Source organism: Pseudomonas sp. FW215-R2 (genome assembly GCF_058789255.1).
The window spans coordinates 19,760-45,658 of sequence record NZ_JBYTBO010000013.1; the positions used below are offsets into that span (position 1 = coordinate 19,760).

The window sequence follows — 25,899 nt, forward strand, 5'->3', positions numbered from 1 at the left end:
AAAACAGTGATCGGGTTTGGTAGCCCGTCTGTAATAGCTGTATGGCAACACCGTATCCAGTCCCTTTTGGGGGCTCGGTTTTATGGTGGTCATGCGTGGGGCTCATTCGTGAGCGCCGGGTTCCTATTGCAGCCGGTCTACCAACCCGCGTATGGCCGCCACCCATCGTTTGGTAGCGTGGGTGATGGCTCCTTGAAGTCTGCGATAGGAGTTACACGTATGTTCAAAGCCACACCAAACCCACCAGAAACCGATTCAATCCCCTACGACGCCGCACTCGAAGCCGAAAACATAAAAACGGCCACCGAGCGGGCGATCAATCATTACCTCGATCCTGGGGCGCAGAAGACGTCCAAGCCATCGCGCAAGCCCGGCAAGATCTATCTGGTCAATCCAACGGTGGATGACGAAACGCTACTGGTCGAAGCGTGCGAAACGCTGTCGTCGGCCAGTGACATGGCCCGGGATATTGGCGACACCGTCGATCCGTCGCAGCGCAAGGCGATGCAGATTCTGCAGCAGGTCATCATGCTGAGTGAGCTGCTGGTCAATCGTGTGCTGGATAACCATCACGTCTCGCGGTAGTGGCCGCCTCGGTGAGGGGCTTGTCCCCTCACTGCTTGGGCAGCCGTCGATAAAAATCCTCAAGCGACTCTGTCCGGAGTTCCAGCTGATGTCCAAGACCGTCATTCCACCGTTAGAAGATCCGGTGTCCCCGTATGAATTTCCTGATTCAAGAAAACTCCACGACGCGGCCGAACGCGCCCTCGACTATTACCTGACCCCCGCAGCCAAGATCATGGCCACGCCCTACACCCCAAACGACATGTTCATGGTCAACCCGCAAACCGACACGGAGTCCTTGCTGGCCAACGCCTGCGAATCCCTCGCGTCAGCCACGGTCATGCTCGGTGACTTTGCCGGCCTGCTGGAAGGGCCGAACCGCAAGACCCTGTTGGGCATTGCGCAAGTGGTGATGTTGGGTGAGTTGGCAGTGAATCAGGCGTTGGAAAATGTAGAAGCAAAGCAATAAGCGCCGCTTTCGAAGCCAGGGTCCGCGCCCTGGCTTCGAAGGCTCTGATCGATATAGAAAGTTGAAACTGTGGGAGCAACGCCCCCACAGATCTTTTCCTCAGCCCTCGTTACCGCGCAACTCCTCGATACTGATCTCGCGCATCCGGAACTTCTGGATCTTGCCGGTCACCGTCATCGGAAACTCCTCGACGAACTTGAAATGACGCGGCGTCTTGAAGTGGGCGATACGCTCCTTGCACCACGCTTGCAGCTCTTGTTCGGTGGCGCTGTGGCCGGGATGGAATTTGATCCAGGCGACGATTTCCTCGCCGTAACGCGAGCAGGGAATGCCGATCACCTGCACGTCCGCCACCGCCGGGTGGGTGAAAAAGAACTCTTCCAGTTCACGCGGGTAAATGTTTTCGCCGCCACGAATGATCATGTCCTTGTTGCGGCCGGCGATGCAGACGTAACCCTCGTCGTTCATGCTCGCCAGGTCGCCGGTGTGCATCCAGCCTGCCGCGTCGATGGCTTCGGCGGTGGCATTCGGGTTGTTCCAGTAGCCGAGCATCACGCTGTAGCCACGGGTACACAGTTCGCCGATGGTGCCACGTGGCACCGGGTTGCCGGCCTCGTCGATGATTTTGCTTTCGAGTTGTGGCTGGGTGCGGCCGACGGTGGTGACGCGCAGTTCCAGTTCGTCAGATGGCCCGGTCTGCAGGGACACGGGGCTGGTTTCGGTCATGCCGTAGGCGATCTGCACTTCGCTCATGTGCATTTCGTTGATGACCCGGCGCATCACTTCGATCGGACAAGTCGCGCCGGCCATGATCCCGGTGCGCAGGGTCGACAGGTCGAATTCGGCGCGCTGCGGCTGATCGAGCATGGCGATGAACATGGTCGGCACGCCGTACAGCGCGGTGGCTTTTTCTTCAGCCACGGTGCCCAGGGTCAGCAGCGGATCGAAGGCATCGTTGGGATAAATCATGGTGCTGCCGTGGGTGATACAGCCCAGGTTGCCCATGACCATGCCGAAGCAGTGATACAGCGGAACCGGGATCACCAGGCGATCGGCGGCGGTCAGGCCGAGGCTTTCGCCGACCATGTAACCGTTGTTGAGGATGTTGTAGTGACTGAGGGTCGCGCCCTTGGGGAAACCGGTGGTGCCGGAGGTGTACTGGATGTTGACCGGTTGATCGAAGTGCAGGCTGTCGCTGCGTTCACGCAATTGTTCTGGAGAGACACTGGCGGCCAGATCTGCCAGTTGCGACCACGGGAGAAAACCCGAAGGCGGCTGGGGATCGAGGCTAATCAAGCCGCGCAGCTCCGGCAGGCGCTCACTGCGCAGTTCGCCGATGGATTGCTCGGCCAGCTCCGGCAGCAAGCCTTGCAACATGCCGTGATAGTTGGAGCTCTTGAACGCGCCCGCGCAGACCAGCCACTGGCAACCGGATTGCTTGAGCACGTATTCCAGCTCGGAGCTGCGGTAGGCCGGGTTGATGTTGACCAGAATCACGCCGATCTTTGCGGTGGCGAACTGAGTGATGCACCACTGCGCGCAGTTCGGCGCCCAGATGCCGAGCCGGTCACCGGCCTGCAAACCCAACGCCAGCAGGGCTCTGGCATGCACGTCCACCGCGTCGGCCAGTTGCCGCCAGGTGTAACGCTGCTGCTGATGGCGCACCACCAGCGCCTCGCCGTCCGGGTACTGCGCGACGGTCTCGTCGAACTTCTGCCCGATGGTCATCGCCAGCAAGGCTTTGTCCTGGGAACCACGGGTGTAGCTGCGCTGCGGGTTTGCACTGGGTTGATCCATGACGACCCCTATTGTCTTTATTAGTGGGTGTTGGACCGGAGCCATATGAGCTCCGACCATTCAGAACTGGCCCTACTCTCGCTCAAGTTGACGTTAACGTAAAGGGTGATTGACAGCCATTCGTCACAGGCTTACGTTAACGTAAAGGTGAGAACTGAAACGCCCTTCTCCCCGCCCTACAAAAAAGCCAAAAGGTGACCCATGAGCTACCCATCCCTGAACTTTGCCCTCGGTGAAACCATCGACATGCTGCGCGATCAGGTTCAGTCCTTTGTCGCCAAGGAGGTCGCCCCGCGCGCCGCGCAAATCGACAGCGACAACCTGTTCCCCGCCGATCTGTGGCGCAAGTTCGGCGACATGGGCCTGCTCGGCATCACCGTGCCGGAAGAGTACGGCGGCGCTGGCCTGGGTTACCTGGCGCACGTCGTGGCGATGGAAGAAATCAGCCGTGGCTCCGCTTCCGTGGCTTTGTCCTACGGCGCCCACTCCAATCTCTGCGTGAACCAGATCAACCGCAACGGTAACCACGAACAGAAATCCAAATACCTGCCAAAACTGATCAGCGGCGAACACGTCGGCGCACTCGCCATGAGCGAACCGAACGCCGGTTCCGACGTGGTCTCGATGAAACTGCGCGCCGAAAAACGCGGTGACCGCTACGTCCTCAACGGCAGCAAGACCTGGATCACCAACGGCCCCGACGCCAACACCTACGTGATCTACGCCAAGACCGACCTGGAAAAGGGCCCTCACGGCATCACCGCGTTCATCGTCGAGCGCGACTGGAAAGGCTTCAGCCGCAGCAACAAGTTCGACAAGCTCGGCATGCGCGGTTCCAACACTTGCGAGCTGTTCTTCGACGACGTCGAAGTGCCGGAAGAAAACATCCTCGGCGTGCTCAACGGCGGCGTGAAAGTGCTGATGAGCGGCCTCGATTACGAGCGCGTCGTGCTGTCCGGTGGCCCGACCGGGATCATGCAGTCGTGCATGGACCTGATCGTGCCGTACATCCACGACCGCAAGCAGTTCGGCCAGAGCATCGGCGAATTCCAGCTGATCCAGGGCAAGGTCGCCGACATGTACACCCAGCTTAACGCCAGCCGCGCCTACCTCTACGCCGTGGCCCAGGCCTGCGAGCGCAACGAGACCACGCGCAAGGACGCCGCCGGCGTGATCCTTTACACCGCCGAACGCGCCACGCAAATGGCCCTGGACGCAATCCAGATTCTCGGCGGCAACGGTTACATCAACGAATTCCCGGCCGGCCGTCTGCTGCGTGACGCCAAGCTGTACGAAATCGGTGCCGGTACCAGTGAGATCCGTCGCATGCTGATCGGTCGCGAACTGTTCAACGAAACCCGCTAAACGGAGCTGTCCATGGCTATCCTGCATACCCAGCTCAACCCTCGTTCAGCGGAGTTCGCCGCCAACAGCGCGGCGATGCTCGAACAGGTCGACGCCCTGCACACCCTGCTTGCCCAAGTGGCTCAGGGTGGCGGCGCGAAAGCTCAGGAACGTCACACCTCGCGCGGCAAACTGCTGCCGCGTGAGCGGATCAACCGCTTGCTCGATCCAGGTTCGCCGTTTCTGGAAATCAGCCAGTTGGCCGCCCACGCCGTGTATGGCGAAGACGTGCCGGCCGCTGGCGTGATTGCCGGCATCGGCCGCGTGGAAGGCGTCGAGTGCATGATCGTCGCCAACGACGCGACCGTGAAAGGCGGTTCGTACTACCCGCTGACCGTGAAGAAACACCTGCGTGCCCAGACTATCGCCCAGCAGAATCGCCTGCCGTGCATCTATCTGGTGGACTCGGGCGGCGCCAACCTGCCGCGCCAGGACGAAGTGTTTCCGGATCGCGAGCACTTCGGGCGGATCTTCTTCAACCAGGCCAACATGAGCGCCATGGGCATTCCGCAGATTGCGGTGGTCATGGGCTCGTGCACTGCGGGCGGCGCGTATGTGCCAGCGATGGCCGACGAAGCGATCATGGTGCGCAATCAGGCGACGATTTTCCTCGCCGGCCCGCCCTTGGTGAAAGCTGCGACCGGTGAAGTGGTCAGCGCCGAAGACCTCGGCGGGGCCGATGTGCACTGCAAGACTTCCGGGGTCGCCGACCATTACGCCGAAAGCGATGAGCACGCCCTCGCCCTCGCCCGCCGCAGCGTCGCCAACCTCAACTGGCGCAAGCTCGGCGAAGTGCAGCAGCGCGCGCCGATTGCGCCGCTGTACGCCAGCGACGAGTTGTACGGTGTGGTGTCGGCGGACGCCAAGCAACCGTTCGATGTGCGCGAAGTGATTGCGCGACTGGTCGACGGTTCGGTGTTCGATGAATTCAAGGCGCTGTTCGGTACGACGCTGGTGTGCGGTTTCGCCCATCTGCACGGCTACCCGATCGCGATCCTCGCCAACAATGGCATCCTGTTCGCCGAAGCCGCGCAAAAAGGCGCGCACTTCATCGAACTGGCCTGCCAGCGCGGGATTCCGCTGCTGTTCCTGCAGAACATCACCGGCTTCATGGTCGGCCAGAAATACGAGGCCGGCGGCATCGCCAAGCACGGCGCGAAACTGGTGACCGCCGTTGCCTGCGCCAAGGTGCCGAAATTCACCGTGATCATCGGCGGCAGCTTCGGCGCCGGTAACTACGGCATGTGCGGGCGGGCCTACGATCCGCGCTTCCTGTGGATGTGGCCGAACGCGCGGATCGGCGTGATGGGCGCCGAACAGGCGGCCGGCGTACTGGTCCAGGTCAAGCGCGAGCAGGCAGAACGCAGCGGCCAGGCGTTCAGCGCCGAGCAGGAAAGCGAGATCAAGCAACCGATTCTCGACCAGTACGAAGAGCAGGGTCACCCCTACTATTCCAGCGCACGGCTGTGGGACGACGGCGTCATCGACCCGGCGCAGACCCGCGATGTGCTGGCCCTGGCCTTGTCCGCGTCGTTGAACGCGCCTATCGAACCGAGCCGCTTCGGCGTGTTCCGGATGTGATCGGGAGAACCTCATGAGCGACTTCAACACCCTCGAATTACAGAGCGATCCACGGGGTTTCGCGACCCTGTGGCTGAGCCGCGAAGAAAAGAACAACGCGTTCAACGCCGAGATGATCCGCGAACTGATCCTGGCTTTGGACAAAGTCGCCAGCGACGCCAGCCTGCGTTTCCTGCTGGTGCGCGGACGCGGCAAACACTTCAGCGCCGGCGCGGATCTGGCCTGGATGCAGCAATCGGCCGAACTCGATTACCACACCAACCTCGACGACGCCCGGGAACTGGCGGAGCTGATGTACAACCTCGCCAAACTGAAAATCCCGACCGTGGCCGTGGTGCAAGGCGCGGCGTTCGGTGGCGCGCTGGGTCTGATCAGTTGCTGCGACATGGCAATTGGCGCCGATGACGCGCAGTTCTGCCTGTCGGAAGTGCGCATTGGCTTGGCGCCGGCGGTGATCAGCCCGTTCGTGGTGCAAGCCATCGGTGAACGTGCGGCGCGGCGTTATGCGCTGACGGCCGAGCGTTTTGGCGGCCAACGGGCGCGTGAAATTGGATTGCTCTCCGAAAGCTATCCGGCGGCCGAGCTTGAACAGAAAGTCGAACAATGGATCGACAACCTCCTGCTCAACAGCCCCGCCGCCATGCGTGCCAGCAAGGATCTGCTGCGTGAAGTCGGCAACGGCGCCCTGACCCCGGCCCTGCGTCGCTACACCGAAAACGCCATCGCCCGCATCCGCGTCAGCCCGGAAGGCCAGGAAGGCTTGCGGGCCTTTTTGCAGAAACGCCCACCGAGCTGGCAAGCCGCAACCACCACCAAGGAGCCGCGTTGATGAGCGCACCTGTTCTCACCACCCTGCTGGTGGCCAACCGTGGCGAAATCGCTTGCCGGGTGATGCGCACCGCAAAGGCACTGGGCCTGACCACCGTGGCCGTGCACAGCGCCACCGACCGTGAAGCGCGGCACAGCCGTGAAGCGGATATCCGCGTCGATCTGGGCGGCAGCAAAGCGGCCGACAGTTATCTGCAAATCGACAAACTGATCGCGGCGGCCAAGGCCAGCGGCGCCCAGGCGATTCATCCGGGTTATGGTTTTCTTTCGGAAAACGCCGGGTTTGCCCGCGCCATCGAAGCGGCGGGCCTGATCTTCCTCGGCCCGCCGGCCTCGGCCATTGATGCGATGGGCAGCAAATCCGCCGCCAAGGCTCTGATGGAAACGGCCGGCGTGCCGCTGGTGCCGGGTTATCACGGTGAGGCCCAGGATCTGGACACCTTCCGCGATGCTTGCGAGCGCATCGGCTATCCAGTGCTGCTCAAGGCCACTGCCGGCGGTGGTGGCAAGGGCATGAAGGTCGTTGAAGACGTCAGCCAACTGGCTGAAGCGCTGGCTTCGGCCCAGCGTGAAGCGCAGTCGTCGTTCGGCGATTCGCGGATGCTGGTGGAGAAATACCTGCTCAAGCCGCGTCACGTGGAAATCCAGGTGTTCGCCGATCAGCATGGCAACTGCCTGTATTTGAATGAGCGCGACTGCTCGATTCAGCGCAGACACCAGAAGGTCGTTGAGGAGGCACCGGCACCGGGGCTGAGCCCGGAGTTGCGCCGGGCCATGGGCGAAGCGGCGGTACGTTCGGCGCAGGCTATCGGTTACGTCGGCGCCGGCACGGTGGAGTTTTTGCTGGACGCTCGCGGCGAGTTTTTCTTCATGGAGATGAACACGCGGCTGCAAGTCGAACACCCGGTCACCGAGGCCATCACCGGCCTTGATCTGGTGGCCTGGCAGATTCGCGTCGCCCGTGGCGAAGCGTTGCCGATCACTCAGGATCAGGTGCCGCTGAACGGGCATGCGATTGAGGTTCGGCTGTATGCGGAAGATCCGTCGAATGATTTTCTGCCGGCTACCGGACGCCTCGATCTGTATCGCGAATCCACCGTTGGGCCGGGGCGTCGCGTTGATGCGGGCGTTGAGGAAGGCGATGAGATTTCGCCGTTTTATGACCCGATGCTCGGCAAGCTGATTGCCTGGGGCGAGGATCGTGAGCAGGCGCGGTTGCGGCTGCTGAGCATGCTCGATGAGTTCGCGATTGGCGGGTTGAAGACCAACATCAACTTCCTGCGGCGGATTATCGGTCATCCAGCATTTGCATCCGCCGAGCTGGATACCGGGTTCATTCCTCGCTATCAGGAACAGCTACTGCCAGCGCCTGTCGCGCTGAGCGATGAATTCTGGGATGCGGCGGCGCAGGCTTTTGCGCAGAGTTTGCCGGGGATGACTCGGGAAGATGATCCGGCCTCGCCTTGGGCGCTTCACAGCGGCTTGCGCGCGGGGTTGCCACGTGAAATCACTCTGCATTTAAGTTGCGAGGGGCAGGATCGGGCGCTCACGCTCGGTGCTGGCGGCAATGCAAAATTGATCGGCGAGCAACTGGTGATCGAGCGCGATGGTTTGCGTCGTCAGTTGCGTGCGATTCGTCGTGGAGAGGTTCTGTATCTGCAATGGGACGGCGAGTTGCGACGCATTGAAACGTACGACCCGATCAGCGCTGTCGAAGCCAGTCACAGCCATCAGGGCGGTCTGACTGCACCGATGAACGGCAGCATCGTGCGAGTGCTGGTGGAGGCCGGGCAATCGGTTGAGGCCGGCGCTCAACTGGTGGTGCTGGAAGCGATGAAGATGGAACACAGCATCCGCGCCCCCCATGCCGGTGTGATCAAGGCGCTGTATTGCCAGGAAGGCGAAATGGTCAGCGAAGGCAGCGCGCTGGTCGAGCTGGAAGAGGCTTGAAAGGTGGATCGATCCTACACATTGTGAGGATCGATCTGACTAGTACTTGGCCGATGCCTGAACCACGACACCGATAATTCGGCACTCGTCGGTAAACACGGCTTTCGGCCAGGTCGGATTGAGCGGCATCAGGTAACGCTGGCCGCCCTCTTCGATCAGTTTGCGGAAAATCGCTTCATCACTGTCCTGCCACTGGGCGATCACCAGTTTGCCGGGCTCCGCCTCCACCGCCGGATCCACCAGGATCAGCATCCCCTCGCCGATGCTCTGCCCGGTTGGTGCGGTCATCGAGTTGCCCATTACCGTGAGCCAGAACGCCGGGCCTCGGGCATGGTAATCCGTCAGTTCGAAACGTCGCTTGTCCTTGCCGCTCGAATACGCCGGTTGGGCTTCACGGGCCTCGATCGGGGTTTTCCAGTCGCTGACCGGATAGCGGAAGTAAGGGTTGTACTTCTGCGCCAGAGGCATTTCGTCGTCCTTGTCGACTTGCGGTTCGCGGATCACTACCGCGACTTCGAGAAACTCCATGCCCAGCGCTTTCAGCACGCGGTTCATCTGCGTGATGCCGGGCTCACGGCGTTTGTTCAGCCAATGGCCGATACCGCCCTGAGACATGCCGACGCGCTCGCCGAGTTCGACTTGAGTGACATTGAGTTCACTCATTTTGGCCTTGACCAACTCAATCCATTTATCCATGTGCGGCACCATACGTGCCCGTCCCGGGCCATCAAAACACATATTGTAGTATTTAAATTCTGGTCACAAATACTCTAGGTACTATTCTTGGGTCACGGATTTGAATCGACCAAGGAGTGACCTTTCACCATGAACATCACCAGCAAAGACCTGCCCGACCTGCAAATGGACACCACCTTCACGTCTGCGCAAGGTTGCGCCGCTGCGCAGCGGGCATTGGACTATTACTTGAAACCGGCTGTGTCAGAACCGGATGTGGAAGAACGTTTTTTCGGCGTGAACAGCAACCTGAGTGGCGAAGAATCCCTGGTCCACGCCTCGGATTTGCTGCGATGTGCAGCGGCCACGGCATTCAAGGCAGCAGACGGCTTGCAGGGTGTCAGTCGGGATTTGGCTTTTTCGGTCGTGCACATGGTGGACATGGCACGAGCGATGGTCGATCACTCGCTCGATGGCGGTGTTCGCTGAAGACGGACGGGAAAGAATTTTCCAATCGCGCAGATAAAAACGTTTGACTTGCAAATGATAATGATTATTATTGCAAGCAGCTGGTCGCGAGATCAGTCGATGGACCAGAGACCTTAGGTCGGTCTTCTGGACTATCTCCTCATCAGGCTAATCACGGTTTTTGACCCGGCTTTTTGCCGGGTCTTTTTTTTGCCAGTTTTCTGGCTTGTGGCTTCAGGCTAATGAAGTCTTTGGGTGCTGCAAATTCGATGGCGCGGATAATATCAAAAGAATATCGCTTGGCAAGAGAACCCCGCCCGCGTTAGGGAAAAGTAATGCCAATTAGCACTTGAGAATCAATCGCACAGCTACTAAGCTGCATCCGCGTCATGGAGGACGCCCCCCGCCACACCCCGCAATTTCCCTCGGTTTCACCCCTGTCTTGCGTGTAAAGTAGCCGCCATAAAAATCATATTCAGGAACCGATTATGACCGTGGCCAAATCTTCGTTCGACATCAGCGCCAACTTCGACAGCGGCAACATCCAAGTCATCGACATCAGCAACCCGCTCAGCCCGGTTCTGGCGATTCGGCCAGATACCCGCAGCGCCCACTTCCAGTGGTTCCACTTCAAGGCCAGCGGCCTGCATGTTCATCAGGAACATTGGTTCCGCCTGGTCAACGCCAGCCAGTCCTCCTACAACAAAGCCTGGACCGGCTATCAGGCCGTCGCTTCCTACGACCACGTCAACTGGTTCCGCATTCCGACCCAATTCGAAGGCGACAGCCTGCGCTTCTGCCTTGAAGCCGAGCAGACTCACGCCTGGTTCGCCTACTTCGAACCCTACAGCCGTGGCCGTCATGACTGGCTGATCGAGCAAGCGCTGACCAAGGCCGGCACCGAACTATTGGCCACTGGCAAGAGCGTCGAAGGCCGTGACATTCAACTGCTGCGCAAAGGCACTGGCGCCGAAGGCCGTCGCAAGATCTGGATCATCGCCCAGCAGCATCCGGGCGAACACATGGCCGAGTGGTTCATGGAAGGCGTGATCGAGCGTCTGGAGCATCACAACGATCCAGTGCTGAACAAACTGCTGGAAAGTGCCGATCTGTACCTGGTGCCGAACATGAACCCGGACGGTGCCTTCCACGGCCACCTGCGCACCAACGCCATGGGGCAGGACCTGAACCGCGCCTGGCAGAACGCCAGTCAGGAAGTCAGCCCTGAAGTCCTTTTCGTACAGCAGCAAATGGAAAAGTACGGCGTCGATCTGTTCCTCGACGTACACGGCGATGAAGAAATCCCCCACGTGTTCACTGCCGGCTGCGAAGGCAATCCGGGCTACACCCCGCGGATCGAGAAACTCGAAGAACACTTCCGCAGCCACCTGAAACACACCACCAAAGACTTCCAGACCAAGTACGGCTACACCCGCGACGAACCGGGTCAGGCCAACATGACCCTGGCGTGCAACAGCGTCGGCCAGAAGTTCGACTGCCTGTCGCTGACCCTGGAAATGCCGTTCAAGGATCACGATGACGCACCGAACCCGCTCACCGGCTGGTCGGGCCAACGCTCGAAACAATTGGGCAAAGACGTGCTGACCACCATCGCCGACATGGTCGACACCCTGCGCTGATCCCCCCTGTTTTTTGCCACATGAAAGATCGCAGCGAGTCTGCGATCTTTTTTTTGCGCTGCACTTTTACCCAATCAGGTTGCAAAACAAAACCAGATTACCTACCGTCAATCCAGTTTTAATTTAAAACCTGAAAAGGAACCGGGACATGAAAGCTCAAACACTCGGCAGCGGCGTGGTGTTGCTGTTCGCCATTGCCTGCGGTCTGGCGGTGGGTAACGTGTATTACGCTCAACCGCTGTTGGATGCCATGGCCGAAGCCTTCAACCTGTCGCCCGCCAGTATCGGCATCGTCATCACGCTGACCCAGGTCGGCTACGGCGTCGGGCTGATACTGCTCGTGCCGCTCGGCGATCTGCTCAACCGTCGGCGCTTGATTGTCACGCAAACCCTGTTGTCCGCCGCGGCAATGCTGATGATCGCGCTGGCAACCAGCAGCACCTGGCTGCTGATCGGCATGACCCTGACCGGTCTGCTCGCCGTCGTCACTCAAGTGCTGGTGGCCTATGCCGCAACCCTGGCCATCCCGGCGCAACGCGGACGCGTCGTCGGCGTCATCACCAGCGGCATCGTGGTCGGCATTTTGCTCGCGCGCACTGTGGCCGGCGGGATGGCGGATCTGGCCGGTTGGCGGGCGATTTATCTGTTGTCCGCAGGGCTGACGCTGGTCATGGCGTTGCTACTGTTTCGCGTACTGCCCAAGGACGAGAGCCCGCAACCGGCAACATCCTATACAGCGCTGATCGCCTCGGTGTTCCGGTTATTCCAAGAGGAACCGATACTGCGACAACGGGCGATTCTGGCCCTGTTGACCTTCGCCAGCGCCATGGTCCTGTGGACGCCGATGGTGCTACCGCTCGCCGCCCCGCCGCTGTCGCTTTCCCACAGTGAAATCGGATTGTTCGGACTGGCCGGCGCGGCTGGCGCACTGGCGGCTGCAAGAGCTGGGCGCTTGGCGGATAGAGGGTTCGGCCAATGGGTCAGCGGCCTGTCCTTGCTGCTGATGCTCGGCTCATGGCTGCCGATTGCCTTTACCCAATCCTCGTTGTGGGCACTGCTGCTCGGCGTAATCACCCTGGATCTGGGCCTGCAAGCTGTGCACGTCACCAGCCAGAGCATGATCTACAGCGTCCGCCCGCAGGCACAAAGCCGACTGACCGCCGGCTACATGCTGTTTTACTCGATTGGCAGCGCCGTGGGCTCCATCGCCTCGACCGCCATGTACGCTTGGGCGGGATGGCCGGGTGTCTGCTGGTTGGGTGCCGGAATCAACATGGTCGCGTTGTTGTACTGGTGGCGAACGCTCGCACCGCAAAAACGTGGCGAGCAGACTTGCTCCCTCGCCACGCCAGATTAACGTCCGTGGTCAGTCGCGACTCCGTCCCCGCAGCATGCTGTCGAGCACCTCGTCACGGCGCACCCAACCATGGAACAGCGCCGCCGCCAGGTGCAGCAACACGGTCAGAAACAACAGATACGCCAGATAACCGTGTGCCTTGCGCAACAGCGCAAACACCTGGGCATCCGCCGGCAGGATCGACGGCAATTGCAACGAATGGCCAAGCATCACCGGATCCCCCGCCGCGCTGATCATCGCCCAACCCAGCAGCGGCAACACCAGCATCAGCGCGTACAACAACACATGCGACGCCTTGGCCGCCATCACCTGCCAACCCGGCAAGTCCTCCGGCAGCGGCGGCTGACGCGTGCCCAGTCGCACCAGAATGCGCACGATCACCAGCAACAGGATCGCGATACCCAGCGGTTTGTGCAGGTTGATCAGCCATTCATGCCGCGCCGATACCGAGGTCACCATGCCGGCACCGATAAACAGCATGGCGATGATCATCAGCGCCATCAGCCAGTGCAGCAGTCGCGCCAGCGGATTGAAATGCGTCGGTGGCGTTCTCATGGGCGAGCCTCCTGTTTGGCGGCGGGCAGTTGGCTGACTTCGCTGGTGCGACGCAGGTAGGAATCGGCGTAACCGGCTGAACGAGCGGCGAGCAGCGGGTCGTCGGAACCTTCAATCCCGGCGGGCAGGACCAATGGGTCGTAGTTGATGTCACGGCATTCGCCGCTGAGCTGCGGCTGAGTCTTTTCCAGCACCAGGGTGCCGGCGTTCAGCACTTTGCGACCGGCAGGCCAGGCCTTGCTCGCGTCGTTCACCGGATCGTCGGCGTTGGCCAGGGTGATGTTCAACTGAAAACGCAGCGGTCCTTCGGCCAGGTGTTGCACCAGATCCTTCTCCAGAAAGTCGCTGCCCTCCGGCGCCGTGGCCCCGGCGGGATCCTGCGCCAATGGCGTCATGCTCCAGCGCACGGCTTGCTTCTTGCCACTGGCATCGACCAGATAGAACGCGTTGACACTGTTGTAGGTTTCCGTGACATAGCTGGCCGAAGGCTTGGCACCCTTTATCCAGGTCAGGAACGGTACGGCTTCCGGGTGCGAGGCAAAGAACGCCGGGACCTTGGTCGGGTCCGGTTTGCCGGTCGCCGGATCCGGCGATTGCGCCTGCTGCAATTGATAGAACGCCTCGGGCGTGCCGACCGGGAACACCGGCATGCTGTTCATCCCGGTACGCCACTGCTGGCCGTTGGCCTGAGTGAAACGCAGCGCCAGGCTGCGAATCGGTACGGCGCTGTCCGGTGCATAAGGACTGCCCGCCGGCAACGCAAATCGCCCGACCACCGATGTGCGTGGCTCGTTGAACACCTGCGCAACGGAGAACGGCCGCGCTTCACCGCTGCTCTCGAAATGTCCGATCACGCACACGCCCTTGGCGTGGTTGCGGCGAAACCCGGGATGCACGCCGTTGTTCTTTTCCAGCACATCGACCAACGCTTTTGGCGTCAGGCGTTGTGGGTCAAACGAGCCATGAACGTAGGCAAACGCCCCGGCCACTGCTGCGACCACCACGGCGATACCGCCAAGACGCAACACCAGGCTCGCGGCACTCAGTGGCGGGCGTTGTGGCCCGCCGGGCGGTGAGCTGCGATCAACCATGAAAGACTCCAGGGCCATCGGCCACAAGTAGGAAGAATCAGCAAGACGCACGCCATCAGGATTTATTCCACGGCCCGGTATTTATTTTTCCGAGCGTGGAATAACCTCGAATGCCGGGCGTCTTCCTAGTCCACAGCGTAGTGACTAGCAGAACTTCATGAGCGAATTCGACGAACAACTGAGAGAAATCATTCCCAGATTGCGGCGCTTTGCTGTGTCGTTGACGCGCAACGGCAGCAGCGCCGATGACCTGGTGCAGGCCAGCCTGGAGCGAGCCCTGTCCAGTTGGGGCGACAAACGCGCCGAGGGCGATCTGCGCGCGTGGCTGTTTTCGATTCTGTATCGCCAGTTCCTTGATGCGCACCGACGCTCTCGGCGCTACGCGCGGATGCTCGAATTCTTCACCGGCCGCGATGACGCCGAACCCTCGGTAGAACGCACCGTGATTGCCCAATCGACCCTGCAAGCCTTCGATCGCCTGCCCACCGAGCAGCGCGCCCTACTGCTGATGGTGTCAGTGGAAGGCTTGACCTATAAGGAGGTCGCCGAGATCCTCGACGTCCCCACCGGCACCGTGATGTCGCGCCTGTCCCGCGCCCGCCAGGCTTTGCGCCAGCTCAGCGACGGCGAAATCAGCAGCCCTTCCTTGCGGATACTCAAATGATCAGCCTGCCCCCCAGCGAGCGTGATTTGCACGCCTACATCGACCACCAGCTCAGCGACGCCGACCGGCGTGTGCTGGAAAACTGGCTGGCCAGCCACCCCGACGACGCTGCGTTGATCCGCGCCTGGCAACAGGATGCCCAGCACCTGCGCGCCGCCCTCGGTGGCGCCCTGCAACAACCGGTCAACCCGGATCTGGACCCGGCACTGATCCGCCAACGGCTCAAGCATCGATCGCGCCGACAATGGGCCAGTGCAGCCGTGTTGCTGATAGCGGTCAGCATCGGCGGTATCAGTGGCTGGCAAGCCCGGGAAATGACCTTTGTACGCACGGTTGCGCCCATGACCGATGCCTTGCAGGCGTACCGTTTGATCGCCCAGCAAGGGATTCTGCCGGCGGACTACAAGGTCGGCGGCGAAGGTGACATGCAGCGTTGGCTCGACCGTTACTTCACCCAGGCCAATCGCCTGCCGGACCTGACGGCGGCGGGTTTCCGACCGGTCAGCGGTCGCCTGCTGAGCACTGAAGAAGGTCCGGCGGCGATGGTGATGTATGAGGATCGCGCCGGGCACAAAGTGAGTTTCTACGTGCGCCCGCCCGGGCCGAAAAACACCTTCCTGCCACGCGGTAGCCGACTCGACGGGGATTTGCAGGCCGAATACTGGTCCGGCGAAGGTTACAACTACGCGATGGTCAGCCCGACCGACACCCCGGCAGCGCAGCTCCTCAAGCAGACCGTGCGCTTCTGATCGGATCAGAAGCCGACATCCAGTACCACGTTGTCCAGATAGGTGCCGGCGGGCGGCGTGGTCTGATCGGTGTAGATCTTCGCGTTGTAGTTGAAGATCTGGCTGCCGGTGCCCAAACCATTGCCAGGATTGACCTCGGCATCGCTGCTGGCCCGTCGCTCCGCACCGACACTGCCCCAGCGAGTGGTGCCGGCGCTTTTGAAAATGTCGTAGGCCAGGTAATTGCTGCCGGAAATCATTCGTCGTCGACCGCCGACACTGACCGCGTTCTGCCCATCGTTCAAACCCACGGTATAGGCGCTGCCCTTGGTGCAGGCCAGGTTGATGGTCTGACCGGTCACCGGGGTAAACGCACTGATCACCGGAGCGCTGCCGAAGGCGATGTTGGGCGCAGTGATGGTGCAATCGTTGGCCACGGTCAGGTTCACCGTCAACGTCGTGGTGCCGCTACCGATATCGCGCCCCAGACACACCGAGCCGATGCCAATCCCGGAGCAGTAGTTCCAGTTCCAGAAAATGCTCAGGGTTTCGGTATACACCCCGGCTGCTACGTTGCTGCCGATGGTGGTGCCGAAGTACAGCGGCACGGTTTTCGGCACCGTGCCACCGAGCAATCCGAGCGCATCGATGATGCCGTTGCGGGCGAAGTCGTAGGCCGTGCCGCGGGTCAGCGGATAACTGGTGCTGTTGTTGGCGTAGATCGTGTAGCCGATGACGTCGCCGGTCGGCCCGAGCAAACCACTCTGGGTCGAAGTCACCGTGGCCCAGAAGTGGTCGCTGGTGCTCAGCAAGGACAGTAGCGAGCCCGTACAGCTCAAACCACCGTTCAACGTGGAACTGGGTTGCGAGGTCGTGCGAACTGCAATCGAACTGATCGTGCCGAACGCGGCCGGTGTGGTGGTGACCACCGAACACAGCGCCTGCGCCGCCCCCGGCAACGTCAGCACCAGCCACAGACAGAGCCGCACCCTCGTCATTGGCACACCAACGGACCGATCAGCGGCACCTGATCCTGTTGCAGATCCACATTGAACTGCGCCTGACAGGTCTTGCCATCCGCCAGGGTCACCCTTAATGAGTTCTGTGCTTGCAGGTTTTCCAGATAGACCAGCCCATCCCAGCCCACCACCGTCCGCGCGCCGCTTTCCTCGTGCAATACGCCGCTGCCCAGCGGCAGTTCCTGCTGCTGCGCATCCACCAGCACGATGCTCGCGGCAATCACCCGGCTCAGCGGAAATTCCAGCAGATAACCGCTGCCACGGCGCACGGCAATGCGCTGTTCGACATTCGGGCTGCGCACGTTGGCCGGCAAGTTCAACGGATCGATTTCGTATTTGCCGCGGTAGTAGGCACTGCTCCACGGCACCAGCAAGTGGCCGTTGCGATCCGTCTGACCGACCTGCTGGTTCTCGTAACGCACCGGAACATCCGCATAACCATCGGTACTGACCACCACGAAGGCATCGTCGATGCGGTTGGCCGCAAACACTTGATGATCCATCCACACTAGCGATCCGCTGGCATCGGCCCAGCGGGTTTCCGCATCCGAGGTGCCGTAGACACCGGCCTGCAACTGCACCGATTGCAGACGCCAAGTCACATCGGCCTGACGGTAATCAGGCCCGTCGCCGTTGGCATAACCGAGATTGAAACCTACCCCGCCCTGGGACGGCACAGCACGGCTGTAGTTGACGCGTTGTTGCGTCTGCCCGGTCTTGCTGCGCTCGCTGCTGATGGCCAGGCTGCCGCGCAGGTCGAACGGGATCACCAGTTGCGCCTGCACCGCCCAGTTGGCATCGCCGATTTCGCGGTTGGCCGACAGGTAGAAACTGCTGTTGTGCCATAACGGCTTGCTCCAGCTCAGGTTGAGCAACCGCGTGCGGGTTTCGTCCGCCGCCCGAATATCGAAGTAGCCGACACCCAGACTGCCCCAGCGCTCAAGGTTCAGGCTCAGGGTTGCCTGCTCGCTGCGTTTGCTGAGGCTGGTGTAAGGACTGTCGACCACCGTGAGGTCGGCGTACTGGTCGCGGCGTTGCAACCGTTGCCAGGAAAAGCTGAAACGCTGGGCGCTGTACTGATAACCGAGACTGAGTTGCTGACCACCGTCACCGTCAAAACGGCTCTGGCTGATCGCACTGTTGAGGACCCCGAAATTGCCCAGCCGCAGATTGCCACCGAGCCCGCCGAGGGTCAGTGAATCGGCCGCTTCGGCGTGGCTTTCCAACGTGAAGCTGTCGCTGATGCCATAACGCAGGCTGCCCGACGTCACGCCCGGCCCGTAGCTGAAATCCTTCAACCCGTAATCACGTCGCAGCGTACCGGCGCTGACCGAGAAATCGCTCAAGCCCTTTTGCAACAGGCTGCTGGTGACATAGAAAGGCACGGTGGTCGATACCTGCCGACCCAGCGCATCGGTGGTCACCACCACGGCTTCGCCCGCACCGTTGATGAACGGAATGTTGGTCAGCGTGTACGGCCCCGGCTGCAAATCGGTGCTGCTGGACTTGTAGCCATTGATGAACAGGTCCACCGAGGACGGCACCGCCGCTTCACCGGCGAACTGCGGCAACGGGTAGGTCACCAGGTCCGGGCGCACCGCAAAATCCCGGGAGAACTGCACGCCGCCCAGACGCACCGAGCTGCTCCACGGCAAGGCGCCGCTGACCACGTCCCCCGCCTCGTAGGTCAGCATCCGCTCATCATCGGAGAAGCGCCATGTGGTGTCGTAGCGCAGATACCCGTTGCTCAGCGTGCTGACCGAATCCCCCGACAAGGTGCGCCGGTACTGCCCGGTGTTGGACAGCGTGCCCCAACTGTCGAACACCCGCACCTCGTTCCATGCCGCCAGATAAGTCCCGGCGTCATCGGTGTCGTTGAGGTACAGGTCATAGTTGAACAACGCGCCGAAACTGCTCAGCGCCGGGGTGCGCGGGTAGACCTGACGGTTACCGATGAATTGCTCCGGCAGCCAGTCCGGCGGCACGTCGAGCAGCAGTCGCTGGCTGACGCTGTCGTAGTCGCTGTGCAGCCCCGGCAGACCATCGAGATCGACTTCAGCCCCCGCACTCTCGGGCAGTTTCATACCGGTGTCACGCAACACACTGGCCGGCAGGAACAACCGCCCGCCGCGCTGCTCCACCGCCACCACCCGACCGGTATTCATCTGGTTGACCACCAGTTCCAGAAACAACTGAGCATCGCTGACGGCCTCCATGCCGCTGGGAGGCGGCGGCAGTTCGCCGGCCCCGGATGGATGAATGAACATCAGGCAACACGCGCCGGTGACAAGCCACAACGGACGCTGAATACGGCGAGCCCATCCCGGACTCATTAGCGTGTTTCGTCCGTCAATGGACTGGTTCCTCCTGAAACCGCTGTTGCCCGCCGGCCAATCGCTTGCCTGGCGGCCCCGCACTACCCGACCCGCAGGCCGCCATCGCTACTTCGCCGGAGCGATGCTCTGCACTTGTGCTGCGCCATTGATCCGTCCCGCCAGTTCCCCCGCCACAGGTCCCGGCGCCGGCCAGCGCATCACCGCGCCGGGCAAGACATAACCCAACAGCCCTTCCGCCAGCGGCTTGCTCTGCCCGCCCTGCTTGAGCGCAACATCGGTCAAGCGCGCATGCACCGCGCCCTGATTGCGCACCTCCACATAAGGCCGGCCATCCACCGCCACCGTGCGCCAGCTCAATTGCGGCAGGCCGATGCCTTTGGGATCACGCTGACGGGTCGTGTCTTCCTTGCTCCACAGCCCCGCGCCGTAGGCGAACAGGGGCACCGAATAGCGCATCTGGAAGCGGATCGCGGCGGCGGTTTTCCCGGCGTCGGCGGCAGGAGGCTGGGCCGAGGGAATTTCGTCGATGATGATCCGGTAGGCCAGTTCCTGGCCGGGCGGGACTTCCCTGGTCCGGGTCAGGCGCACCAGTTGCTTCTGCCCCGGCTCGATCTTCGCCACCGGTGGACTGCCGATCACGTCACGCTGGTTCTGGTATTGCTCCTGGAAACCGTTCTGGCTCCAGCCGAACACGCGGATCTGCAGGTTGGCGGTTTCGCTGCCACGATTCTCCAGCCACAGCGCACTGGCCTGCTGATCGGCTTCGAGCACCGGATCGATCGGCCAGATCAGCACCGAACTGGCCGCCTGCGCCTTGACCGCAGCGAACAGAGCCCACATCAACATCGCGCAACGCACGAGCCATGGCCGTGACGTGATAAACCCCATAAACCCGCTCCTTGTGCCTTGCATCACCACGACAGCTGCACCTGCAACACGTCGCTGTATGTCCCCCCAGGCTGATTGCCCGGCAATTGCACCTGACCGTAGATCGGCAGGCTGATGTTGTTGGCGTCGCTATAGGCCACCGCCACGGTCTGGCCGATGCCCAGACTCTGGCTGTAGGCCGCATCGCGAAACAGCGCATACGCCACCTTCGCACTGCCGCCACTGATCTGCATGCGTCGCCCGCCGCTGTTGTACTGACCACCATCGACCGTCATGTTCAGCGTCACCCCCGGCGTGCATTGCAACTGCACGCCACCGCTCAATGCCACTTGCACCGTGCCGGTGGCCAGGGCGGAACTCGAGCCGAAATTCAGCCCGCCATAGTTCGACACGCCCCCCACCACCAGGCAGCCCGGTGTGATCGTCGCGCTGACCTGAAAGCTCTGGCTGGTCACCGCCGCCAGCGGCAACGGCACAGCCCCCGCGCACAGCACCAGCAGCGCCGCACAGCCATGCCGGCCCATGGCACTAGAACGTCAGTTCAACGGAAATGGTGTCGGTGTAAGTGCCCGCCGGCAGGCCGGCCTTGCCCACCGCCTGACCGTAGATGTTCACGGTCTGCGCCACACCGGTGCTGGCGGCGAGGTTGATCACGCCGTCGATGGCCAGCAATTGCGAGTGCCCGGCATCGGTGTACAAGTCGTAAGGCACGTAGTTGGCGACACCGTCGTACAGCGCGCGGGTGCCGCCGGGCGACAACCCGTCATGGGCACCGGCCCGCACCTTGACCGTCGGCGTGGTGCCGGCAGAGCAGAGAATCGACAACGCCCCGCCACCGCCGCCCAGCACTTGCCCGGTGGCCGTGGTGAACAGGCTGTTGGCGGTGCCGAAGTTCAAGGCACCGAAGTTCAGACCGGAGGACCCGCCGGAACCATTGACCTGGCAACTGCTGATCAGGATCAGGCTGGAGGTGATCTGACCGGTGACCGTGGTGGCGGCGTTGACGCTGGAGGCCAGCGTCAGGCCGAGCAACGACAAACCTATCCTTGATGCAATCGTACGCATGGTGTCCTTCCTCTACGGTTTACCAATCGAGCGTCACCGTCAGGGTGTCGGTGTAGACACCTACCGGTACCGCACGGGTGTTCGCCACCACCGAGCCAAATACCGGGATGGGTATCTGCGCGCCGCTGGTGACAGCGAAATTGTGTTGTTGGCCGATGCTGTAACTCTGGCTGCCCGAGGCATCGAGAAACAGTTGATAGGGAATGGTCTGGCGACCGTTGCTCAAGCGCCGGGTGCTGCCGTCGCCATGGGCGCCACCGTCGATGGTCACGGTGAAACCGGTCACTGAAGGATTGCAGGCCACGTTGAGCCGGCCGCTGCTGTCATTGGCCAGGCTGGCCTTGATCGGCGCATTCCAGGTCGGGCCCTGCTGGCCGAAATCGAGCTTGCCGAAATCGCCCACCGGGCTGGCGATGCTGGACGAATTGGTCACCTCGCAGCCGGCGATCAGAATCAGCCGCGCATGAATCTGCCCGTTGATCGCGGCTTGCGCGTCCTCGGTGAGCAACAGCAATGCGCCTGTGGCGACTACCAGCCAGTGCTTGCCTGTCATTGCGTCCCTACTCCTTCTGATCCTTCAGCATCACTCGACCTCTGCGTTCGTCATTGAACGTCGATTTCCTGTTGCATCCGGCTCGATCACCAGGTGACCGTTACCTTGACCAGATCCGAATACCGGCTGACACGCGGAACTTCGGCCATCCGCTCGATCCGCCCATACAGCGGCAATTCAACCGAACCGCTGTCCGGCACCCTCCCGGTGACCGGCACGTCCACCACCAGCGGCACTCGCCGCGCGGCGTCCTGATACAAACGGTAAGGAATGGCTTTGCCACCCGCCTCGCCTGCCATGTAGCGCACTTCGCCCGTCCCGCCGTGCAGGCCGCCATCGACGCGCAACTGATACGGCGTGTCCGGGTTGCATTCCAGGCGCGGCAATCGCGAATTGATCAGCGCCGCCCCGAGCGACCCGGCCGGATCGTCGAGGCGCGCCGTGCTGCCGAAGTCGAGCACGCCCAGTTGCTCGATACCGGCTTCGCGCTGCTGACTGATCAACTGGCAACCCCGCTGCACATCGACGCGCACTTCAACCTGCAAGTCAGCCGCCTGCACCGTTGTTGCGAACCCGCCCAGCAATGCCCAGACCATCCCTGCATTCACTGCCCGTTCCTTGATGGCGACAGCGTCTGTGTCGTTACAGTGTTTCAGGTTAGCAACGGACGCCGATTGCGCCAGTCGATTGGATCCACTGATCGGGCGGGATTTGTTTCGAAAGATTGGCGATCCGGCACGCCAGGACGCTGAAAAAACCTGTACGCGCCGCAGAATGCTGTCCAGAAAAGTCGCCGGCCGATAAAGCGCAGTGGAAGGAAAACTATCCGTCTGGTTACACTACGCCGCCGCGCTCGGGGGGAGCCGGCCTGACGATGACGGAGTGACCTCACCGTGCCCGCCCGACCGCCCGAACGTTCGCGTCTGTCACAACGCCTTTCAGGATTACGCCGCTTGTTCGGCAAGCGAAACCTGGCCAGTGCCGGCCATTGCGCCAGCGCCCAGTCGATTCGCGATTATTTCCGGCACAAGGCCCATGGCCAGGGCTACACCCTCAGTCACAGCCAGCAGCGGGTGATCGACTGCATGGCACAGCAGGCCGGCCTGTTGTTCGGCCCTTCGGCGCAAACCCCGCCCAGTCTTTACCTGCACGGCGCCGTCGGGCGCGGCAAGAGCTGGTTGCTCGACGGTTTTTTCCAGGCGTTGCCGATCCAGCAGAAACAGCGCCTGCACTTCCATGAGTTCTTCGCCCGCCTGCACCAGGGCATGTTCAGGCATCGCGAGCAGGACGACGCCCTCGGCGCCACCCTCGACGAGTTGCTGCAGGACTGCCGGGTGCTGTGTTTCGACGAGTTCCATGTGCATGACATCGGTGACGCGATGCTCATCACCCGCCTCTATAAAGCCCTGTTCCAGCGCGGAATCCTGCTGTTGGTGACCTCCAACTATCCGCCGGAAGGACTGTTGCCCAACCCGCTGTACCACGCGCGGTTCAAACCGGTGATCGACCTGATCAATGCCCGCATGCAGGTCATGGAAGTCGGCGGCCCCCACGACTACCGCAGCCAGGCGCGCAACCACGCGCATCAACTGTTCACCCAGGGCCATTACGTTTGGCCGGCCACGCCGGCACAACGTCTGGCACTGGACTTGCCACCACGCGATACCGCGCCGCAGCCGTTAGCGGTCGGCAACCGGGTTTTACAGGCGCGTCTGTGCACAGGCCGCCGCGTCGCCTTTACCTTCAATGACCTTTGCGAGCAGCCCACGGCCGTGATGGATTACCTGGAGCTGTGCCGGCGCTTCGACCAGTGGATCATCGATGAACTGCCGGAACTGGACGCATGCTCGATTGCCGTCCAGCAGCGCTTCATCAACCTGATCGATGTGCTCTACGATCAGGACAAACACCTGACGCTGCTCGGGCAGTTGCCTCTGCACGAAAGCCTGGCCGGCAACGCCATTGACCTGGCCCGCACCCGCAGCCGGCTGGGGCAATTGCCGGAAGTGCGTGAACCGGCCTGATTTGCCGTTATCATGCCGCCCATTCCCGGCGTCACTGCGCCCTCTTTGATAGCGACCCATTACATGCACACCCTTGCTCAATTGCGCGCCGGCGAACTGTCGGGCATCACCCGGCTGGACCTGGTCGAAGGCTTGACCGAGTTCCCACCCGAGATCTTCGACCTGGCCGACACGCTGGAGGTGCTCAACCTCAGCGGCAACGCGCTGAGCAGCCTGCCGGACGACTTGCATCGCCTGCGCCATCTGCGCGTGCTGTTCTGCTCCGATAACCGGTTCACCGAACTGCCTGAATCCATGGGTCAGTGCCAGGCACTGACAATGATCGGCTTCAAGGCCAACCGGATTGTCCAGGTCTCCGGCACCGCCCTGCCACCGCGCTTGCGCTGGCTGATCCTGACCGACAACCTCATCGAAACCCTGCCCGCCGAACTGGGCGAGCGCCCGCTCCTGCAAAAACTCATGCTCGCCGGTAACCGTCTGCGCGCGCTGCCGCCATCGTTGAGCCAGTGCCATCGACTGGAGCTGATCCGCATCGCCGCCAACCAGCTGACAGAATTGCCGCAATGGCTGTTGACCCTGCCGAGCCTGACCTGGCTGGCCTACGCCGGCAACCCGCTGGAAACCGAGGCCGACGCCGCCGCACTGGAAGCCACGCCGCTGATCGATTGGTCGACCTTGCGTCTGGAGCAACGGCTGGGCGAAGGCGCATCCGGGGTGATTTCCCGTGCGGTGTGGCAGCCGGCCGGCCAACCGGAGCACTCGGTGGCGGTCAAACTCTACAAGGGCGAAATGACCAGCGACGGCTCGCCGTTGCATGAGATGAACGCCTGCATCACGGCCGGGCTGCACCCGAACCTGATCCGGGTCGAAGGCCGCATTGGCAATCACCCCGATGGCCAGCAAGGGCTGGTGATGCAACTGATCGATCCGAGCTATCGCAACCTCGCCGCCTTGCCGAGCCTGGCCTCCTGTTCGCGGGATATCTACACCGATGACTGCCGGTTCAGTGCCGATGTCGCCTTGCGCATCGCCCGGGGCATCGCTTCGGTCGCCGAGCATCTGCATGAACAAGGCATCACCCATGGCGACCTCTATGGGCACAACATTCTGTTGAACGATCAGGGCGACTGTCTGCTGGGGGACTTTGGCGCGGCGTCGTTCCATGCCACCACGGACAACCTGGAAACCCGCGCACTGCAACGCATCGAAGTGCGAGCGTTCGGGATTTTGCTGGGGGAATTGCTGGCACGCATCGACTCGGGTCTGAGTGCGGATCGGCGTGAGGTGCTGGAGGCGCTGGAACAGCGCTGCTGTCAGCCGGATGTGCTGGCGCGACCGGGATTCAGTGAGGTTGTGCAGCAGCTGGAAGCGTTGTAGCCGCTACACCGCCATCGCGAGCGAACTCGCGATGGCGGCATCATTGACGCAGCGGATCAGCCGGCCAGGCCGACGAACATGTCCTGCACGTCGTCGTGGTTGTCGAGGCCTTCGAGGAACGCTTCGACTTCAGCCATCTGCTCGTCGCTCAGGCCGCTGACCGGGTTCTTCGGCTGATAGCCCAGCTTGGCCGACAGCACGGTGAAACCTTGCTCAGGCAGGGCTTTCTGCACCGAATCCAGGTCGGTCGGATCGGTCAGGAACAGGGTTGCGCCCTCTTCGCCCGGCTCGAAATCCTGGGCACCGGCTTCGATCGCGGCCATTTCCGGATCGGCGTCCGGGGTGTCCGGCGAGGCTTCGATCATGCCGACGTGGTTGAAGTCCCACGCTACCGAGCCGGAAGCACCCAGTTGGCCCTTGCGGAACGCCACGCGGATTTCCGCCACGGTGCGGTTGATGTTGTCGGTGACGCACTCGACGATCAACGGAACCTGGTGCGGAGCGAAACCTTCGTAAGTCACGCGATGGTACTGAACGGTCTCACCCAGCAGGCCCGCGCCTTTCTTGATCGCGCGGTCCAGGGTTTCCTTGGGCATCGAGGCTTTCTTGGCCTGTTCGACCACCAGACGCAGGTGTGCGTTGGTGGCGGTATCGGCACCGTTGCGGGCAGCGATGGTGATTTCTTTCACCAGTTTGCCGAAGATCTTGCCCTTGGCGTTGGCTGCCGCTTCTTTGTGTTTAACCTTCCACTGTGCGCCCATTACTCACTCTCTTGATCTGTGGCGCCGAGACATCTATTGGCCGACGCGTGGCGCCAAGTTTATACGGCCTAAAGTCGGCAATCGACCAAAAATTCCGTCACGTGT

Annotated in this window: 25 protein-coding genes; 13 read left to right on the forward strand and 12 right to left on the reverse strand. The window is 61.8% G+C overall.

All coding sequences use genetic code 11. The features are described from left to right. Positions 1-219 precede the first annotated feature (219 nt). Complete coding sequence (locus AC3WRD_RS18480) at positions 220-585, forward strand: DUF6124 family protein (RefSeq protein ID WP_096822297.1); 366 nt, start codon at positions 220-222, stop codon at positions 583-585. Positions 586-673: 88 nt separating this feature from the next. Continuing rightward, a complete protein-coding gene (locus tag AC3WRD_RS18485) occupies positions 674-1,033 on the forward strand; it encodes a DUF6124 family protein (protein WP_102621746.1) in 360 nt (119 codons plus the stop codon). Between the two features lie 99 nt (positions 1,034-1,132). Here AC3WRD_RS18485 and AC3WRD_RS18490 read toward each other — a convergent pair whose 3' ends face one another. Next, positions 1,133-2,830 carry an AMP-binding protein gene (locus tag AC3WRD_RS18490; protein WP_102621745.1) on the reverse strand — a complete coding sequence of 566 codons (1,698 nt, stop codon included), beginning with the start codon at positions 2,828-2,830 and terminating at the stop codon, positions 1,133-1,135. A 201-nt stretch (positions 2,831-3,031) separates the two neighbouring features. Between AC3WRD_RS18490 and AC3WRD_RS18495 the strand changes: the two genes are divergently transcribed. Genes AC3WRD_RS18495 through AC3WRD_RS18510 form a run of 4 tightly spaced genes read left to right on the forward strand, consistent with a single transcriptional unit; the run spans position 3,032 to position 8,593 of the window. Then, positions 3,032-4,195 carry an isovaleryl-CoA dehydrogenase gene (locus tag AC3WRD_RS18495; RefSeq protein WP_102621744.1) on the forward strand — a complete coding sequence of 388 codons (1,164 nt, stop codon included), beginning with the start codon at positions 3,032-3,034 and terminating at the stop codon, positions 4,193-4,195. A gap of 12 nt (positions 4,196-4,207) precedes the next feature. Next, a complete protein-coding gene (locus AC3WRD_RS18500; protein ID WP_074689008.1) occupies positions 4,208-5,815 on the forward strand; it encodes a carboxyl transferase domain-containing protein in 1,608 nt (535 codons plus the stop codon). Positions 5,816-5,828: 13 nt separating this feature from the next. Beyond that, positions 5,829-6,644: a gamma-carboxygeranoyl-CoA hydratase gene (locus tag AC3WRD_RS18505; RefSeq protein ID WP_096822302.1), complete on the forward strand. Its 816-nt coding sequence runs from the start codon at positions 5,829-5,831 to the stop codon at positions 6,642-6,644. Continuing rightward, complete coding sequence (locus tag AC3WRD_RS18510) at positions 6,644-8,593, forward strand: acetyl/propionyl/methylcrotonyl-CoA carboxylase subunit alpha (RefSeq protein WP_102621743.1); 1,950 nt, start codon at positions 6,644-6,646, stop codon at positions 8,591-8,593. The genes AC3WRD_RS18505 and AC3WRD_RS18510 overlap by 1 nt, the downstream gene beginning before the upstream one ends. 39 nt (positions 8,594-8,632) lie before the next feature. On the opposite strand, the gene AC3WRD_RS18515 is transcribed toward AC3WRD_RS18510, so the two are convergent. Continuing rightward, complete coding sequence (locus tag AC3WRD_RS18515) at positions 8,633-9,289, reverse strand: LexA family protein (RefSeq protein WP_102621757.1); 657 nt, start codon at positions 9,287-9,289, stop codon at positions 8,633-8,635. A gap of 129 nt (positions 9,290-9,418) precedes the next feature. Here AC3WRD_RS18515 and AC3WRD_RS18520 point away from each other — a divergent pair, with 129 nt between their 5' ends. The 3 genes from AC3WRD_RS18520 (at position 9,419) to AC3WRD_RS18530 (ending at position 12,733) form a co-directional block, all read left to right on the forward strand. Beyond that, on the forward strand, positions 9,419-9,757 hold the full coding sequence (locus AC3WRD_RS18520; protein WP_096822304.1) for a DUF6124 family protein: 339 nt from the start codon (positions 9,419-9,421) through the stop codon (positions 9,755-9,757). A 467-nt stretch (positions 9,758-10,224) separates the two neighbouring features. Beyond that, a complete protein-coding gene (locus AC3WRD_RS18525; protein ID WP_096822305.1) occupies positions 10,225-11,376 on the forward strand; it encodes a M14 family metallopeptidase in 1,152 nt (383 codons plus the stop codon). A gap of 148 nt (positions 11,377-11,524) precedes the next feature. Further along, positions 11,525-12,733, forward strand: coding sequence for an MFS transporter (locus tag AC3WRD_RS18530; protein WP_102621742.1), 1,209 nt, complete (start codon positions 11,525-11,527; stop codon positions 12,731-12,733). A 9-nt stretch (positions 12,734-12,742) separates the two neighbouring features. Here AC3WRD_RS18530 and AC3WRD_RS18535 read toward each other — a convergent pair whose 3' ends face one another. Both AC3WRD_RS18535 and AC3WRD_RS18540 read right to left on the reverse strand, forming a co-directional pair. Continuing rightward, positions 12,743-13,288, reverse strand: coding sequence for a cytochrome b (locus AC3WRD_RS18535; RefSeq protein WP_096822307.1), 546 nt, complete (start codon positions 13,286-13,288; stop codon positions 12,743-12,745). After that, entirely contained in the window at positions 13,285-14,379 is a 1,095-nt protein-coding gene (locus tag AC3WRD_RS18540; RefSeq protein ID WP_102621741.1) for a catalase family peroxidase, read from the reverse strand. The genes AC3WRD_RS18535 and AC3WRD_RS18540 overlap by 4 nt, the downstream gene beginning before the upstream one ends. 157 nt (positions 14,380-14,536) lie before the next feature. On the opposite strand from AC3WRD_RS18540, the gene AC3WRD_RS18545 reads away from it, so the two are divergent. Together AC3WRD_RS18545 and AC3WRD_RS18550 are read left to right on the forward strand one after the other, a co-directional pair. Further along, positions 14,537-15,043, forward strand: a complete 507-nt coding sequence (locus AC3WRD_RS18545) for an RNA polymerase sigma factor (protein WP_102621740.1) — start codon at positions 14,537-14,539, stop codon at positions 15,041-15,043. After that, entirely contained in the window at positions 15,040-15,792 is a 753-nt protein-coding gene (locus tag AC3WRD_RS18550; RefSeq protein ID WP_102621739.1) for an anti-sigma factor family protein, read from the forward strand. The genes AC3WRD_RS18545 and AC3WRD_RS18550 overlap by 4 nt, the downstream gene beginning before the upstream one ends. Positions 15,793-15,797: 5 nt before the next feature. On the opposite strand, the gene AC3WRD_RS18555 is transcribed toward AC3WRD_RS18550, so the two are convergent. The 7 genes from AC3WRD_RS18555 to AC3WRD_RS18585 all read right to left on the reverse strand — a co-directional run bounded on the left by AC3WRD_RS18555 (position 15,798) and on the right by AC3WRD_RS18585 (position 22,228). Further along, positions 15,798-16,769, reverse strand: a complete 972-nt coding sequence (locus tag AC3WRD_RS18555) for a Csu type fimbrial protein (RefSeq protein WP_096822311.1) — start codon at positions 16,767-16,769, stop codon at positions 15,798-15,800. Further along, entirely contained in the window at positions 16,766-19,123 is a 2,358-nt protein-coding gene (locus AC3WRD_RS18560; protein WP_102621738.1) for a fimbria/pilus outer membrane usher protein, read from the reverse strand. The genes AC3WRD_RS18555 and AC3WRD_RS18560 overlap by 4 nt, the downstream gene beginning before the upstream one ends. A 108-nt stretch (positions 19,124-19,231) precedes the next feature. Next, positions 19,232-20,014, reverse strand: coding sequence for a fimbrial biogenesis chaperone (locus AC3WRD_RS18565; RefSeq protein ID WP_102621737.1), 783 nt, complete (start codon positions 20,012-20,014; stop codon positions 19,232-19,234). A 23-nt stretch (positions 20,015-20,037) separates the two neighbouring features. Then, positions 20,038-20,538 carry a Csu type fimbrial protein gene (locus AC3WRD_RS18570; protein WP_102621736.1) on the reverse strand — a complete coding sequence of 167 codons (501 nt, stop codon included), beginning with the start codon at positions 20,536-20,538 and terminating at the stop codon, positions 20,038-20,040. 4 nt (positions 20,539-20,542) lie between these two features. Beyond that, complete coding sequence (locus tag AC3WRD_RS18575) at positions 20,543-21,079, reverse strand: Csu type fimbrial protein (RefSeq protein WP_102621735.1); 537 nt, start codon at positions 21,077-21,079, stop codon at positions 20,543-20,545. 19 nt (positions 21,080-21,098) lie between these two features. Beyond that, positions 21,099-21,632 carry a Csu type fimbrial protein gene (locus AC3WRD_RS18580; RefSeq protein WP_102621734.1) on the reverse strand — a complete coding sequence of 178 codons (534 nt, stop codon included), beginning with the start codon at positions 21,630-21,632 and terminating at the stop codon, positions 21,099-21,101. A gap of 86 nt (positions 21,633-21,718) precedes the next feature. After that, the gene (locus AC3WRD_RS18585; RefSeq protein WP_102621733.1) at positions 21,719-22,228 is read right to left on the reverse strand and encodes a Csu type fimbrial protein; all 510 of its coding nucleotides are present in this window, start codon (positions 22,226-22,228) and stop codon (positions 21,719-21,721) included. A gap of 297 nt (positions 22,229-22,525) precedes the next feature. Between AC3WRD_RS18585 and zapE the strand changes: the two genes are divergently transcribed. Then, complete coding sequence (zapE, locus tag AC3WRD_RS18590; RefSeq protein WP_102621732.1) at positions 22,526-23,656, forward strand: cell division protein ZapE; 1,131 nt, start codon at positions 22,526-22,528, stop codon at positions 23,654-23,656. A gap of 63 nt (positions 23,657-23,719) precedes the next feature. Continuing rightward, positions 23,720-25,033 carry a protein kinase gene (locus AC3WRD_RS18595; protein ID WP_102621731.1) on the forward strand — a complete coding sequence of 438 codons (1,314 nt, stop codon included), beginning with the start codon at positions 23,720-23,722 and terminating at the stop codon, positions 25,031-25,033. 56 nt (positions 25,034-25,089) lie between these two features. Here the strand turns inward: AC3WRD_RS18595 and AC3WRD_RS18600 are convergent, their stop codons facing one another. Further along, complete coding sequence (locus AC3WRD_RS18600) at positions 25,090-25,794, reverse strand: YebC/PmpR family DNA-binding transcriptional regulator (protein ID WP_007951538.1); 705 nt, start codon at positions 25,792-25,794, stop codon at positions 25,090-25,092. Positions 25,795-25,899: the final 105 nt, after the last annotated feature.

Bases quoted from the DNA above. Each gene is read 5' to 3' on its own strand.
- AC3WRD_RS18480 (WP_096822297.1), top strand. From the start codon at position 220: ATGTTCAAAGCCACACCAAACCCACCAGAAACCGATTCAATCCCCTAC.
- AC3WRD_RS18485 (WP_102621746.1), top strand. From the start codon at position 674: ATGTCCAAGACCGTCATTCCACCGTTAGAAGATCCGGTGTCCCCGTAT.
- AC3WRD_RS18490 (WP_102621745.1), bottom strand. From the start codon at position 2,830: ATGGATCAACCCAGTGCAAACCCGCAGCGCAGCTACACCCGTGGTTCC.
- AC3WRD_RS18495 (WP_102621744.1), top strand. From the start codon at position 3,032: ATGAGCTACCCATCCCTGAACTTTGCCCTCGGTGAAACCATCGACATG.
- AC3WRD_RS18500 (WP_074689008.1), top strand. From the start codon at position 4,208: ATGGCTATCCTGCATACCCAGCTCAACCCTCGTTCAGCGGAGTTCGCC.
- AC3WRD_RS18505 (WP_096822302.1), top strand. From the start codon at position 5,829: ATGAGCGACTTCAACACCCTCGAATTACAGAGCGATCCACGGGGTTTC.
- AC3WRD_RS18510 (WP_102621743.1), top strand. From the start codon at position 6,644: ATGAGCGCACCTGTTCTCACCACCCTGCTGGTGGCCAACCGTGGCGAA.
- AC3WRD_RS18515 (WP_102621757.1), bottom strand. From the start codon at position 9,289: ATGGATAAATGGATTGAGTTGGTCAAGGCCAAAATGAGTGAACTCAAT.
- AC3WRD_RS18520 (WP_096822304.1), top strand. From the start codon at position 9,419: ATGAACATCACCAGCAAAGACCTGCCCGACCTGCAAATGGACACCACC.
- AC3WRD_RS18525 (WP_096822305.1), top strand. From the start codon at position 10,225: ATGACCGTGGCCAAATCTTCGTTCGACATCAGCGCCAACTTCGACAGC.
- AC3WRD_RS18530 (WP_102621742.1), top strand. From the start codon at position 11,525: ATGAAAGCTCAAACACTCGGCAGCGGCGTGGTGTTGCTGTTCGCCATT.
- AC3WRD_RS18535 (WP_096822307.1), bottom strand. From the start codon at position 13,288: ATGAGAACGCCACCGACGCATTTCAATCCGCTGGCGCGACTGCTGCAC.
- AC3WRD_RS18540 (WP_102621741.1), bottom strand. From the start codon at position 14,379: ATGGTTGATCGCAGCTCACCGCCCGGCGGGCCACAACGCCCGCCACTG.
- AC3WRD_RS18545 (WP_102621740.1), top strand. From the start codon at position 14,537: ATGAGCGAATTCGACGAACAACTGAGAGAAATCATTCCCAGATTGCGG.
- AC3WRD_RS18550 (WP_102621739.1), top strand. From the start codon at position 15,040: ATGATCAGCCTGCCCCCCAGCGAGCGTGATTTGCACGCCTACATCGAC.
- AC3WRD_RS18555 (WP_096822311.1), bottom strand. From the start codon at position 16,769: ATGACGAGGGTGCGGCTCTGTCTGTGGCTGGTGCTGACGTTGCCGGGG.
- AC3WRD_RS18560 (WP_102621738.1), bottom strand. From the start codon at position 19,123: ATGAGTCCGGGATGGGCTCGCCGTATTCAGCGTCCGTTGTGGCTTGTC.
- AC3WRD_RS18565 (WP_102621737.1), bottom strand. From the start codon at position 20,014: ATGGGGTTTATCACGTCACGGCCATGGCTCGTGCGTTGCGCGATGTTG.
- AC3WRD_RS18570 (WP_102621736.1), bottom strand. From the start codon at position 20,538: ATGGGCCGGCATGGCTGTGCGGCGCTGCTGGTGCTGTGCGCGGGGGCT.
- AC3WRD_RS18575 (WP_102621735.1), bottom strand. From the start codon at position 21,079: ATGCGTACGATTGCATCAAGGATAGGTTTGTCGTTGCTCGGCCTGACG.
- AC3WRD_RS18580 (WP_102621734.1), bottom strand. From the start codon at position 21,632: ATGACAGGCAAGCACTGGCTGGTAGTCGCCACAGGCGCATTGCTGTTG.
- AC3WRD_RS18585 (WP_102621733.1), bottom strand. From the start codon at position 22,228: ATGGTCTGGGCATTGCTGGGCGGGTTCGCAACAACGGTGCAGGCGGCT.
- AC3WRD_RS18595 (WP_102621731.1), top strand. From the start codon at position 23,720: ATGCACACCCTTGCTCAATTGCGCGCCGGCGAACTGTCGGGCATCACC.
- AC3WRD_RS18600 (WP_007951538.1), bottom strand. From the start codon at position 25,794: ATGGGCGCACAGTGGAAGGTTAAACACAAAGAAGCGGCAGCCAACGCC.